Below are 12,725 nucleotides of genomic sequence, written 5' to 3'. Positions count from 1 at the left end.
TTACCCGGCTGACGGGCAGTTGAGCCATGATGTTCCTTGCCGTTTCGGCAGATGGCTCGTTACTGTGCCTCGACTGGGGAACGGGGGGTGTCCTTTGAGCCATTTTGGAATTCAACCAAATGACCGTACGCCTATTGAGGGTATCGACGGTATTGACGGCGAGACGGGCACAAGGAGAGCGGTTCGTATGGAGCCGGAAGCCAGGTCGGACAACCTGGAAGAAGCCCTCGGCCAGGCATTACAGCTGATCGAGTCCGCCGTGACCCGGCACCGCCGCAGCGTGCTGGCCTCGGCGACCGCGGAACTGCCGGTGGACGGCGAGGTCGTGGCCGGATGGGTGGCGCGGCTGGTGCTGCGCGCCGAGCGTGACGTGATCTGGAGCCTGCCGGAAGTTTCCTACGAGGACCATGCGCGGCTGGTCGCGCAGACGCTCGCACAGCTGTCCGGCAAGGGCGTGCGGATCCGGATGCTGTGCCCGCCGCGGGTCATTCGCGGGGCGGTGTGGCAGCGCACGGTCGGCACGGTGCCGCGGCTGGAGGTGCGGGTGTGCGCCTCCGTGCGGCAGGAACTGGTGGCGGTGGACGGCGCGGCGGTGATCGCGCCCGAGGGGTCCCCGGGCGACCCGGGGGGCTCCCGCGCCTCGATGATCCAGAACTCGACGGTGGCCACGATGCTGCACCGGCTGCTGTGCGGGATGTGGGACACCGCGCAGCGTCCGATGCGGCCGCTGTCCTTCGAGGGCGGGGCGCGCGGCCGGGTGCTGCGCGAGGTGCTGACGCTGATGGCCGAGGGGTACAAGGACGACGCGGCCGCCCGGAAGCTGGGGCTCTCGGTGCGTACGTACCGGCGCTACGTGGCTGACATCATGCGGGACCTGAACGTGGAGTCGCGCTTCCAGGCCGGGGTGCGGGCCGTGCGCGCGGGGCTCATGGAGGCGGAGCGCGACTAGTCGACTGCTGTGACGGGTAGTCGGATTCCGGGTGATTTGCGCGGTCTGTGGGCATCGCCGTGGCAGCTTGCTGCAGATTGGGCATCCTGACGTTCCGGTAACCGGCTGCGCAGTGCAGCTTTATGACAGCAGTGGTTGTCGTCCGGTTGGGTTCACGGGCGGTGTGACAGGTAGTGGACTCGGGGCTTGTCGGCCCCGGAACCGGCGCATAGCGTCATCGGCAGTCGTCGCTTTGCCCATGCCGAAAATGGAGGTGCGCGGTAATGGCCGCCATCGTCGAAGAGCGTCGGGAAACCATCAAGGAAATCGTCACGGATATCCTTGAGATCGACCCGGACGAGGTCACCGAGACCAGCCTCTTCAAAGAAGAGCATGATGCGGATTCGCTGCGGGCCATTGAAATACTTGCGGCGCTCGAAAAAACGTTCAACGTCGTCATCGACCAGGCCGAGCTGGGCCGGATGGTGAACCTCAGGGGCGTCTACGAGGTCGTTTCCGCCGCGGCCGGCTGGTGACAGGACCTTCGGCGGACTCCTCGGAAGGCAGGGCGATATGCGTGGTGAGTCGGGTCGCAGGGTCGTCGTCACCGGTCTCGGGGCGGTGTCCGGCATCGGCATCGGCACCGCGGAATTCCTCGCCGGACTGCGCGCGGGGAAGAGCGCGGCACGGCCGGTCACCGCGTTCGACACCGAGGGTTTCGAGCATGCGATGGCATGCGAGGTCCCGGACTTCGAACCCGGGCGGTGGATCCGCAATCTGGACGTGGAGAACCTCGGCCGGGCGAGCCAGTTCTCGGTGGCGGCGGCCCGCATGGCGGTGGCCGACGCCGGGATCGCGGAGGACGCGCTGCGCGCCGTTCCCTCGCTGATCTCCATCGGCACCACCGACGGGGAGTCGGGCGACCTCGACCAGCTGGTCGAGACGGAGGTCGATCTCGGGCCCGAGCGGATGGACCCCACCGTCGCCCGCCGGGTGCCCGCCGGGCGGCTTTCGGCCGTCATCGCCGAGGAGTTCGCCCTGAGCCGGACCGAGGCGGTCACCCTCCCCACGGCGTGCGCGGCGGGCAACTACGCCATCGGCTACGGCTACGACGCCATCCGCGCCGGGGACGTGGAGATCGCCCTGTGCGGCGGCGCCGACGCCCTGTGCCGCAAGACCTTCACCGGCTTCTACCGGCTCGGCACCATAGCGCCGGAGCGCTGCCAGCCCTTCGACAAGGACCGCAAGGGCATCCTCACCGGCGAGGGCGCGGGCGTCCTGGTGCTGGAGAGCCTGGAATCGGCGCTGGCCCGCGGCGCCCGGATCTACGCCGAAGTCCTCGGCTACGGCCTCAACTGCGACGCGGACCACCCCGTCGCCCCCAACCAGGACAGCGTGGCCCGCTGCATGCGACTCGCCCTGGACGACGCCCGGATCAAACCGGAGGAGGTCGACTTCATCTCCGCGCACGGCACCGGCACCAAGGCCAACGACATCACCGAGGCCCGCGCCATCCGCCAGGTCTTCGGCGACGCCGCACCGCCGCGCACCGTGTCCATCAAGTCGATGATCGGCCACTCCATGGGCGCCGCCGGGGCGCTCGCCTCGATCGCCTGCGCGCTCGCCCTCACCGAGGGGTTCATCCCGCCGACCATCAACCACGTGGAGACCGACCCGGAGTGCGGTCTCGACGTCGTACCGAACGAGGCGGTGGACGCCGAGCTGAGGGTCGTACAGAACAACGGGCTCGCCTTCGGCGGCAACAACGCCGTCGTGATCTTCGGCAAGCGCGGCACGGACTGGGATTAGGGGGTGTCTTGTTGATCAGGCCGGATCAGCGAGCGGCGTCTGGTGCGGTGGCTCGCAACCCGCGTGAGGAGAGCGCAGCGGCGCTGCGTGCGACGAGCGCGGGGCCGCGAGGTGCCGTGCCAGGCGTCGGGAGCCCGGCATGATCGGCAAGACACTCCCTAAGGGCATGAGTCAGCTGGTGACCGGCGCGGGCGCCGTGGTGAGCGTGGGCGAAGGCGTCGACGAGGTCTTCTCGGCCCTGTGCGCGGGCACCAGCGGACTCGGTGAACTGCGCGGCTTCGACCCGGGCCGCTACCGGGGGCGGCACGCGTACGAGATAGACGACCGGCCGGGACCCGGCGCCGATGTGCCCGGCCGGGCCACCGCCTGGCTGCTGCGCGCCGTCGGGGAGGCGGCGCGGCAGGCCGGGCTCGGCGAGGACCTGAGCCAGGTGCCCGTCCTGGTCGGCACCGGGCTGCGCGAGCTGCGCTCCGCGGAGCTGGCCTGGCGCGACGGCACCGCGTTCGACACCGGGGCGCGGCTGCACTTCGGCACCGCGCTGCGCGAGCGGTTCGGCGCGGTGCGCACCCACACCTTCGCGGGGGCGTGCTCGGCCTCGCTGTACGCCCTCGCCCTCGGCAGCGACCTGCTGGCCACCGGCGCCGAGGACACCGTGATCGTGGCCGGTGTCGACACCGTCACCGAGTCCATGTACGGACTGCTGGACCGGGTGAACGCCGAACCGCCCGACCGGGTCCGGCCGTTCGACCGGGAGCGCCGCGGGGTGCTGATGGGCGACGGCGCCGCCGCGGTGGTGCTGCGCCGGGAGGAGCCGGGTGCGCGGGAGTCCGGCGCGTGCTCCGGCGCGCTCGGCAGACTGCGCGCCGTCAGCATGAACTGCGACGCGCGCCATGTCACCGCGCCCGACGCGCGGGGCATCGTACGGGCGGTGCACGAGGCCCAGCAGCGGGCGGGCGTCACCCCCGGCGACATCGACCTGGTGCTGCTGCACGGCACCGGTACGCAGCTCAACGACAGCGCGGAGGCGACCGCCATCGCCGAGGTGTTCGGCCCCGAGGTGACGACGCCGCTGATGACCGCGATCAAGTCCATGACCGGCCACACCTCGGGCAGTTCGGGGCTGGTCAGCGTGATCGTCGCGCTGAAGTCGCTGACCTCGGGCCGGATCCCGCCGACCCTCGGCCTCACCGACCCGCTGCCCGAGGCGGCGGCCTTCCGCTTCGTCCGCGAGCCGTCCCCGGCCGAGGGGGAGGCGCTGCGGTTCGCCCAGATCGACGCGTTCGGGTTCGGCGGGGTCAACGCCGTCGCCATAGTGGAGAGGGCCGAGCGGTGAGCGCCGCCGTCGTGGTCTCGGGGGTCGGGCTGGCCCTGCCCGGCGCGGACACCCCGGGCGCGCTGCTGCGCGGCGCGCACGCCCCCGGGTGCGCGCCCCAACCGTTCGACACGGGCGCCCGCATCGGCCGCCGAGGGCACCGCTACAAGGACCGGGCGACCCAACTCGCGCTGTGCGCCGCGCTCGACGCGTTATGCGACGCCGCCCTTGTTTCCGCCGATGGCGCCGAGGGAGCCGACGGCGAGACGCTGACCGTCCCGGGCGACACCGTCGGCGTCGTGGCCAGCTCCAACCTGGGCAACCTCGACACCGCGTGCCTCACCGCCGCCGCCATCACCGAGGACTCGGCCCGGTCGCTGAGCCCCATGAGCCTGCCCAACGCCTCCAGCAATGTGATCGCCTCCTGGGTCGCGATCCGGCACGGGCTGCGCGGCCCCAACCTGATGCTGTGCAACGGGCCGACGTCCGGTCTGGACGCCGTCCACTGGGCCGCGACGCTCGTCGCCGCGGGCCGTGTCCGCCGCGCCCTGGTCGTCGGCGTCGAGACCCGCAACGCCGTCGTGGCGGACCTCCTCGCCCGGCCCGCCGACGACCTGCTGGACGGCGCGGCCGCCCTCGTCGTGGAGGGCGCCCGCTGGGCGGAGGAGCGCGGGGCGCGCGCCGTCGCCGTCCTGGGGCCGTACGAGCGCCGCGCGGGGCTCGCGGGCTGCGTCCGGGCGCTGCTGCCGGAGGGCGGCGAAGGGCCGGGCGTCTGGTTCACCCCGGAGCGCTACGAGGAACCCGCCGCCGACACCGCCGGTGTACCGGTGCCCCCCTCCGTACCGCGGCACGACCTCACCACCGCCTTCGGCCGCGCCTCCGGCGCGCTCGGCGTCCTCCAGTGCGCCGCCGCGGTCGGCTGGCTCGGCACGGCCGGGGCCGAAGCCGGGGCCGGTGCGGGCGAGGCGCTGATCACCAGCGGCGACGACACGGCGGACGCCGTGTCCGGACTGCTGCTGCGCGGGCCGGGCGAGCGGCGGATGCCAAAGGTTTCAGCGATGTCGCAGATTTCAGCCATGGAGTGCACCTGATGAGAGCCGCCGTTCCGCCGATGTCGACGAAGGCCCTGCTGGCCGACACCACCACGGTGCGGCTGCGTCCGCGGTACGAGGGCTCCAACATCTGCACCTGGATCGGCTTCAAGCACGTCAACTATCTGATCGAGGAGGCGGTGCTCGTCCACTTCGCCCGCTGCGGGGCGCCCGCCCGGAGGCTGTACGAGGAACACGGCCTCGGGCTGGACATCGTGGCGCTGGACAGCCGCATCCTGCACGCCTTCCACCTGGACGACGAGGCCGAGGCCGAGGTGGTGCCGCAGACCTCCGACGGCGATACGGCGCTCGCCTTCCGGGTGACCCTGCGGGTCGTCCGCGACGGCTCGGTCCTCAAGGCCGTCACCGCCAAGGTTCATGTCTCGCTGCGCGCCGACACCTACCTGTCGGACCCTCTGACGGGTCCCGCCGAACCGCCCGGCGAGTTCGGCCGGTTCACCGTGGACCGGCTGGGCGAGGAGGCCCCCACCGAGCCGTATCCGGACGGGACTCGCGACGAGCGGGCCGTACTGGCGGCGCTCACGGAGGGCCGTAACGCCCACGCGTGGAAGTGGAACATCTCCTACCCCTACTGCCACTTCACCGAGCGGCTCCAGATGTCCGGCTATCTGCGGCTGATGGAGGAGGCCAAGGACCGCTTCGTGAAGTCCCGCGGCATCTCCATCAAGACGCTGCTGGACGACCGCAGGTGGATACCCGTCGTGCCGCGCTCCTGGCTGCGGATCACCGGCGAGGCGCTGATGGAGGAGGACCTGTACACCGTCTACACGGTGGAGGAGATCTTCAAGGACCTCACCTACACCGCCCGCATGGACTGTTACGTGGTCCGCGACGGCGCGCTCGTCCGCACCGCCACCGGTGGCATCGTGCACGGCTACGCGCTGATCGAGAACCGCCGCGACTGGCATCTGGTCCCCTTCGACCGGCGGGTGCTGGACGCGCTGAGCGGAAAGCCGAGCGGCACCTGATGGACGACGTCCTGGTCACCGGGGTGGGGGCGCTGTCGCCGCTGGGCACGGGCGTCGACGCCTTCTGGCACGGCATGCACACCGCGCGCACCACCCCGTCCCGGGTGCCCGACAGCGACGCCCACATGGACCATCCGCGGATGTATCTGGTGCCCGGGGCCGACGTGCCGGACGGGCCAGCGGAGTGGGAGGGGCTGCCGCTGGGGCGCGGTTCGCGGTTCGCCATCGAGGCCGCCGGGCAGGCGGCCCGGGACGCGGGGCTCGCGGAGCCGGGGAGCGTCGACCCGCGCCGGGTGGCCGTCGCGATCAGCAGCGGCATGGGCGATACGGAGCTGCACGAGGCGTGGTGGACGGGCCGGGCCGCCCCGGACTCCGGCCGCTGGGCGCCGGTCTTCCCGGTCGCCTCGGCGGTCGGCGGCCTGCTCGGCGCGCGCGGTCCCAACACCTGTGTCAGCAACGCCTGTTCCGCCAGCGGGTACGCGCTGTCCGTCGCCGCCGACCTGATCCGCTCGGGCGAGGCGGACGTGGTGTTCGCGGGCGGCGCCGAGGCGTACTCCCGGGTCGCGCTCGCCTGCTTCAACCGGCTGGGCGCCATCGACCCCGAGCGCTGCCGCCCGTTCGCCGCCGACCGGCGCGGCACGGTCTTCGGCGAGGGCGCCGCCGTACTGGTCCTGGAGTCCGCCGCGCACGCCCGCGCGCGGGGCGCCGGGCCCGGCTACGCCCGTCTCGCGGGCAGCGGCTGGAGCTGCGACGCCCACCACGCGACCGCGCCCGAGCCCGGCGGCGGGCAGATCGAGCGCGCGCTGCGGGAGGCGCTGCGCGAGGCGGGCGGGGGCGAGGTCGGTTTCGTGGTGCCGCACGGCACCGGCACCGACCTCAACGACGTGGTGGAGAGCCGGGTGCTCACCGCCGTGCTCGGCGCGGAGGTCCCGCCGCTGTACAGCCTGAAGGCGCTCATCGGCCATACCGGCGGCGCGGCGGGCGCGTTCGCCGCCCTGTCCGCCGCCCTGATGCTGCACCACCGCACGCTGCCGCCGAACGTGCCCGTCGGGGCGGCCGATCCGGAGTGCGCGGTGCCGCTGCCGTCCGGGAGCACCCCGCTGAACGGCGGATACGGGCTGGTCAACGCCTACGCCTTCGGCGGCAACAATATCTCCCTCGTCTTCGCGGAGGCCCGCTGATGGACCTGGTTGTCACAGGTGTGGGCGAAGTGGCCCCGGACGGCTTCGACTTCCGTACGGCGCTGGGCCGCCGCGGCTACAAGTACCTGCCCAGCGCCTCCCAGTACGTGCTGGCCGCCGCCAAGCGCGCGCTCGCCGACGCGGGCGAGGACGCCCTGACCGCGGCGGGCCCCGAGCGCCGCGGCGCCGCGGTGGGCACCAACAGCGCGGCCGTGTCCCTGCACCACGCGATGGACCGTACGGTCGTCGGGGAGGGCGGCGCCGACGCGCTGAGCCCGGTCACCGCCCCCTACTTCTCCATCAACCTCTTCGGCAGCCGACTGGCCACCGAACACGACCTCAAGGGGTTCAACCTCACCGTCACCAGCCCCCGCGTCGCCGGTCTGGAGGCGCTCCAGACCGGCGCGCGCGCCGTCGCCGCCGGGCGCGCATCCCGGCTGCTCGCCGGGGCGACGGAAGAGGCACTGCCCGAGGGCGAGCCGGGGGCGGACGCCTCGGAGGCCGGTGCCGTTGCGCTGCTGCTGGAGCCCGCGGCGGCCGTCGCGGAGCGCGGCGGACGGGCGTACGGGCGCGTCGGTGTCCGTACGTTCTTCCTGCCGCCCGCCCTCGCCGCCTCGGCCGACGGCGCCGGGGAGGCCGCGGCGGCGCTGCGGGACGCCCTCGCCGCCCTCGGCCACCGGTCGGGCGACCCGCTGACCGGCACCGCCGTGCTGGACGGCTCCCCGGTGGGCGAGGCGGTCGCGAAAGCACTGGGCGAGGCGCTGGGCGAACCACTGGGCGAGGGGATCGAGCGGGTCCCGGCGGGCGCGGGCTGCCTGGCGCCGATGGCGCACCTCGCCACCGCCCTGCGCGGCACCCCGGACCGCGCACACGCCGTCGTCACCGCGGCGGCCGAGGGAAACACCGCCGTCTGCCTGGTCACCCCGGGCGGATCCGGCGGCACGGAAGCGAGCAGCCGATGAGCGGACTACGGAGGGCGAGCGGCCGATGATCACCTCACTCGAAGGATCCTGGTGCCTGGTCCTGGGCGCCTCCAGCGGCATGGGCCTGGCCATATCCCACGAGCTGGCCCGCGCGGGCGTCGGCATCCTGGGCGTCCACTTCGACACCACCGAGGGGCAGCAGAAGGCGGCGGTCGCCCAGGAGGAGATGCGCGCGCACGGCGTCGAGGCGCACTTCTTCAACGCCAACGCCGCCTCCGCCCGCACCCGCGAGGAACTGCTGCCGAGGTTCGAGGAGCTGACCGGCGGCAAGGGCATCCGGGTCCTAGTCCACTCCCTCGCGTTCGGGACCCTGCTGCCGTACGTCACCCCCGACGGCGACGGCAGCCTCACGTCCCGCCAGATGAACATGACGCTCGACGTGATGGCGCACTCCCTCGTCTACTGGACCCAGGACCTGTTCACCGCGGGCCTGCTGCGCGAGGGGGCCAAGGTGTACGCGATGACCTCCGCCGGAGGCACCCGCGTCATGCCCCACTACGGCGCCGTCTCCGCCGCCAAGGCCGCGCTGGAGTCCCACGTACGCCAACTCGCCCTGGAACTCGCCCCCTCGGGCATCGCCGTCAACGCGCTGCGCGCCGGGGTCACCCCGACCCCGTCCATGGAGCGCATCCCCGACAGCGAACGGCTCGCCGCGTACGCCCGGGACCTCAATCCGCACCGGCGGCTCACCCGGCCGGAGGACGTCGCCGAGGCCGTCTCGCTGCTGTCCCGCTCCGACTCCTCGTGGATCACCGGCAATGTGATCGGCGTGGACGGCGGTGAACTGCTCACATGACGGACCATCTGCTGATCGAGAGCGGCGGCCCGCAGACCGGGCCCGCCTGTGAGCGCTTCGTCGGCGACGCGGCACGGCTGGCCGGGGACGGCCACCGGGTGGTGCTGTTCCTCGTCGAGAACGGGGTCGCCGCCGCCCTCCCCGGCGCCGCGCCCGGCATCGAGACGTTCCTGCGCGACGGCGGCGAGGTGTGGGTGGACACCTTCTCGGCCAGCCAGCGCGCCCTGCCCGCCGCCGACCTCGCCCCCGACGTCCGCATGGTGGAGATGGACGACGTGGCCGCCAAGCTGCTGGAATCCCAGGTGCGGGCGGTGTGGCACTGATGGCCCGGCCCGTACCCGCCACCGATGTCCTCCTCAACCTCTTCGGCGCGCCCCACCAGAGCGACCTGGTGACCTCGGCGCTGCGGCTGGCCACCGCGCTGCTCGACCGCGGCGCCCGGGTGCAGATCTGGACCTGCGGCGACGCCACCGGCCTGACCAGCGCGGCCCTCGGCGACACCAAACCGCGCGACCTCACCGACCTGGAGCGCCGCCATCCGTCCACCGCGCTGATCGTCCGCGATCTGCTCGCCGACCACCCCGACCGGCTCTACTGGTACGTCTGCCGCTTCTGCGCCGACGACCGGGGCGCGGCCGACCAGATCCCCCAGGTCAGCAAGCGGTCCCCGTTCCTGTTCGCCGAACACGTCAAGGCGGCGGACAAGAGCCTGGTCATGGGGGTGTGCTGAGCCATGACGGAACAGGTGCGACAGGCGCGCTGGCTGCTGATCATGGAGAAGGCGTACCGCGGATCGGTCGAGACCCAGTTCGCCGACGCCCTCTACGTCGTCCCCGATCTGCACCGGCAGAGCGGCGGGGGCTGCGATCTGGCGCTGCGCGGACCCGCCGTCGGCTACGCCCTGCGCACCGACGCCCCCCAGCCGCCGCTGCGCCTCGGCGGGCGCACGCTGGACACCCTGCCGGATCCGCGCGCGTCCGTCGCGAAGGTGCTCGACGCCGGGGTGACCGTGCTGGTCGAGCGGCCCGACCTGGCCGCGCTGGGGCGCACCGCCGCAGACCGGCTGCTGCCCGGCGTCCGGGTGATCGAGGCGCACGGGCTGGCCGCGCGATGGCCCTCGTACGAACAGGTGTGGTTCCTGTGAGCACCCCGTCCGGCCTCCGGGCCACTACCGAAGGAGTACCGATGGTCAACGCTCCGGCCGCGGTCCGCCCGGTCATCTCCGCCTGGACCGCCGTGTCGCCCCTGGGGCTGCGGGCCGCGGACTTCAGCAGCGGGCTGCGGTCCGGCCGCGGCACCGGGAAGCCGCTGGACCCCGAGGAGTGGTCGGTGCCGTTCCGCGAGGCGTGCCTCGTCCCGGACTTCCACATCCGGGAGATCCTCGGCCGTAAGAACACCCGCTCCATGGACCGGGTCACCGGGCTTGCCGTCACCGCGATCCGCCATCTGCTCTCCGGCGAGCGGGAGGGCGACCGGCCGGGCGAACGCCAGGGCGAGCGGCCGGGTGAACGGCAGGGCGAGCGGCCGGGTGAACGGCAGGGCGCGGGCGACGGCGCTGACCGGCTGCCGGGTGTCGGCGAGCACACCGGTCTGGCGCTCGGCACCAGCACCGGAAGCGCCCAGTCCATCATGGACTTCACCCGTGACTCGCTCGTCAGCGCCAAGCCCTTCTTCGTGGACCCGGCCCGGTTCCCCAACACGGTGATGAACTGCGCGGCCGGGCAGTCCGCCATCTGGCACGGCCTCAAGGGCCCCAACACCACCATCGCGGGCGGCAGGGCCGCCGGGCTGCTCACCCTGCGGTACGCGCTGCGGCTCCAGCGCGCGGGGCGCGCCCGCACCGTGCTGTGCGGGGCGGTCGAGGAGTTCACCTCCGCCCGCGCCTGGCTGGAGTGGCACACCCGCGCCGACGACGACGCGACGGCGGTGCTCGGCGAGGGCGCCGCGGTCTGGCTGCTGGAGACCGCGGACGAGGCCCGGGAACACGGCCGCGCCGGGCTCGCCGAGGTCGCGGGCGTGGAGTTCGGCTTCGCCACGGACCCGGCCGCCGCCCGTACGGTGCTCGCCGACGCGGTACGGCGGCTGCTGGACCGTACCGGCATCGCGCCCGGCGACGTACGGGCCCTCGCCGACTCCCAGGCGCCCGGCGCCGAGGGCGAGGCCGAGCGAGCCGCCCTCGCCGACGTCCTCGGCGGCCACCGGCCGCTGCGGCTGGCGACGGCCGACGCCATCGGCGACACCTGCGCCGCCTCCGCGGCCTTCCAGATCGCGGCCGTCCTCGCGCTGGCGGAGCGCGGCGAGATCGCCCCCGGCAGCCCCGCCCTGATCACCACGGTCGACCGGGACGGCGTGGTCGGCGCGGCGCTGCTGCGGACCCGGTGAAGCGGGAAGGGGCGCGCATGACAGGCAGTGAGATACCGGCGGGCGTGCGCACCGCGCTGGTCTTCCCCGGGCAGGGCGCCCAGAAGGCGGGCATGGGCCGGGCGTGGCGGGACACCGCGTCCTGGCCGCTGGCGGCCGAGATCTCCGAGCACACCGGCACGGACGTCGGAGAGCTGCTGCTGACGGCCGGCGACGACACCCTGCGCCGCACCGACCTGGCCCAGCTCGCCGTCTTCGCGTACCAGGTGATCGTCCACCGCGAGGCGGCCGCCGCCGGGCTGCTGGGCGAGGTGGCCGCGTGCGCGGGCCACAGCGTCGGCGAGTACACCGCCCTGTACGCGGCCGGGGCGCTGCCGCTCGCCGACGCGGCACGGCTGGTCGCCGCCCGCGGCCGCGCCATGCGCCGCTGCGCCGAGCACGCGCCCGGCACCATGGCGGCCGTCGTCCGGCTCGACGCCGAGGCCGTGGACGAGCTGGCCGGGCGGGTGCGGGCGGAGGGGCTTCAGGTCTGGCTCGCAGGAGCCAACGCGCCCGGCAACCTCGTCGTCTCCGGCACCGCCGAGGGCGTCGACCGGCTCGCCGCACTGGCCGCGGAGAGCGGCGGCAAGGTGCTCCGGCTCGCCGTCGGCGGCGCGTTCCACAGCCCGCTCATGGCCGCCGCCGCGGACGAACTGCGCACGGCCCTGGCCGCCGTGGAGTTCGCCCCCGCGCACCTCCCCGTCGTCGCCAACGCGGACGCCCGCCCCCACCGCGGCGGCGAGCGGTGGCGGGACCGCGAACTCGCCCAGCTCACCAGCCCGGTGCGCTGGGAGGAGAGCGTCCGGACCCTCGGAGCCGAGCTGGGCTGCGCCCGGTTCGTGGAGCTGGGCCCCGGCCGTCAGCTGACCGGAATGATCCGCCGGATCGCGGCGGGCGCGGCGACCGTCCCGGTCGAGTCGCCCGCCGCGCTCGCCGCACCCACCGCCCCCTGAAGACCCCCGACCCCGGAAGGAACCCCCATGGCCGACGCCACCGCCGCGCTGGACCTCGACGAACTGCGCGCCTTCGTCGCGGAAGTCCTCGATGTGGAAGAGGAGGAGGTGACCGACGAGGCCGACTTCGTCAAGGACCTCGGCGTCGACTCGCTCATGGCCCTGGAGGTCATGGTGGAGCTGGAGAAGAAGTACGCGGTGAAGCTGGAGGAGCGGGAGATGAAGAGCATCACCTGCCTGCGGAAGGTGCACGACCTGCTCGCGTCGAAACTGGAGAAGTGAG

15 protein-coding genes are annotated in these 12,725 nt (G+C 73.5%); all 15 read left to right on the top strand.

All coding sequences use genetic code 11. The features are described 5' to 3' along the window. Positions 1-187 precede the first annotated feature (187 nt). The 15 genes from ACZ59A_RS06485 (at position 188) to ACZ59A_RS06415 (ending at position 12,724) form a co-directional block, all read left to right on the top strand. Entirely contained in the window at positions 188-949 is a 762-nt protein-coding gene (locus ACZ59A_RS06485) for a helix-turn-helix transcriptional regulator (protein ID WP_470954260.1), read from the top strand. Between the two features lie 263 nt (positions 950-1,212). After that, positions 1,213-1,464, top strand: coding sequence for an acyl carrier protein (locus ACZ59A_RS06480; RefSeq protein WP_468052938.1), 252 nt, complete (start codon positions 1,213-1,215; stop codon positions 1,462-1,464). Between the two features lie 37 nt (positions 1,465-1,501). After that, the gene (locus ACZ59A_RS06475) at positions 1,502-2,737 is read left to right on the top strand and encodes a beta-ketoacyl-[acyl-carrier-protein] synthase family protein (RefSeq protein ID WP_470954258.1); all 1,236 of its coding nucleotides are present in this window, start codon (positions 1,502-1,504) and stop codon (positions 2,735-2,737) included. A gap of 166 nt (positions 2,738-2,903) precedes the next feature. After that, on the top strand, positions 2,904-4,070 hold the full coding sequence (locus tag ACZ59A_RS06470; protein WP_470954255.1) for a beta-ketoacyl synthase N-terminal-like domain-containing protein: 1,167 nt from the start codon (positions 2,904-2,906) through the stop codon (positions 4,068-4,070). Next, on the top strand, positions 4,067-5,140 hold the full coding sequence (locus ACZ59A_RS06465) for a beta-ketoacyl synthase N-terminal-like domain-containing protein (RefSeq protein ID WP_470954254.1): 1,074 nt from the start codon (positions 4,067-4,069) through the stop codon (positions 5,138-5,140). The genes ACZ59A_RS06470 and ACZ59A_RS06465 overlap by 4 nt, the downstream gene beginning before the upstream one ends. After that, positions 5,140-6,129 (top strand): hypothetical protein, encoded by a 990-nt coding sequence (locus ACZ59A_RS06460; RefSeq protein ID WP_470954252.1) that lies wholly within the window; start codon positions 5,140-5,142, stop codon positions 6,127-6,129. Before ACZ59A_RS06465 ends, ACZ59A_RS06460 begins: the two co-directional genes overlap by 1 nt. Next, a complete protein-coding gene (locus ACZ59A_RS06455; protein WP_470954251.1) occupies positions 6,129-7,310 on the top strand; it encodes a beta-ketoacyl synthase N-terminal-like domain-containing protein in 1,182 nt (393 codons plus the stop codon). The genes ACZ59A_RS06460 and ACZ59A_RS06455 overlap by 1 nt, the downstream gene beginning before the upstream one ends. Next, positions 7,310-8,272: a beta-ketoacyl synthase N-terminal-like domain-containing protein gene (locus ACZ59A_RS06450; protein ID WP_470954249.1), complete on the top strand. Its 963-nt coding sequence runs from the start codon at positions 7,310-7,312 to the stop codon at positions 8,270-8,272. Before ACZ59A_RS06455 ends, ACZ59A_RS06450 begins: the two co-directional genes overlap by 1 nt. Positions 8,273-8,297: 25 nt before the next feature. Further along, positions 8,298-9,089 carry an SDR family oxidoreductase gene (locus ACZ59A_RS06445; protein ID WP_470954247.1) on the top strand — a complete coding sequence of 264 codons (792 nt, stop codon included), beginning with the start codon at positions 8,298-8,300 and terminating at the stop codon, positions 9,087-9,089. Next, on the top strand, positions 9,086-9,412 hold the full coding sequence (locus ACZ59A_RS06440; protein WP_470954245.1) for a hypothetical protein: 327 nt from the start codon (positions 9,086-9,088) through the stop codon (positions 9,410-9,412). The genes ACZ59A_RS06445 and ACZ59A_RS06440 overlap by 4 nt, the downstream gene beginning before the upstream one ends. Next, complete coding sequence (locus ACZ59A_RS06435) at positions 9,412-9,819, top strand: hypothetical protein (RefSeq protein WP_470954673.1); 408 nt, start codon at positions 9,412-9,414, stop codon at positions 9,817-9,819. Before ACZ59A_RS06440 ends, ACZ59A_RS06435 begins: the two co-directional genes overlap by 1 nt. A 3-nt stretch (positions 9,820-9,822) precedes the next feature. Then, positions 9,823-10,233: a hypothetical protein gene (locus ACZ59A_RS06430; protein ID WP_468052956.1), complete on the top strand. Its 411-nt coding sequence runs from the start codon at positions 9,823-9,825 to the stop codon at positions 10,231-10,233. 41 nt (positions 10,234-10,274) lie between these two features. Continuing rightward, a complete protein-coding gene (locus ACZ59A_RS06425; protein WP_470954242.1) occupies positions 10,275-11,471 on the top strand; it encodes a beta-ketoacyl synthase N-terminal-like domain-containing protein in 1,197 nt (398 codons plus the stop codon). 17 nt (positions 11,472-11,488) lie between these two features. Next, positions 11,489-12,442, top strand: a complete 954-nt coding sequence (locus ACZ59A_RS06420) for an ACP S-malonyltransferase (protein ID WP_470954239.1) — start codon at positions 11,489-11,491, stop codon at positions 12,440-12,442. 27 nt (positions 12,443-12,469) lie between these two features. Beyond that, on the top strand, positions 12,470-12,724 hold the full coding sequence (locus tag ACZ59A_RS06415) for an acyl carrier protein (protein WP_468052962.1): 255 nt from the start codon (positions 12,470-12,472) through the stop codon (positions 12,722-12,724). Position 12,725 lies beyond the last annotated feature (1 nt).

The sequence above is a fragment of the Streptomyces sp. NPDC040405 genome, from assembly GCF_055595765.1.
This window is presented reverse-complemented; position numbering and strand designations above follow the sequence as displayed.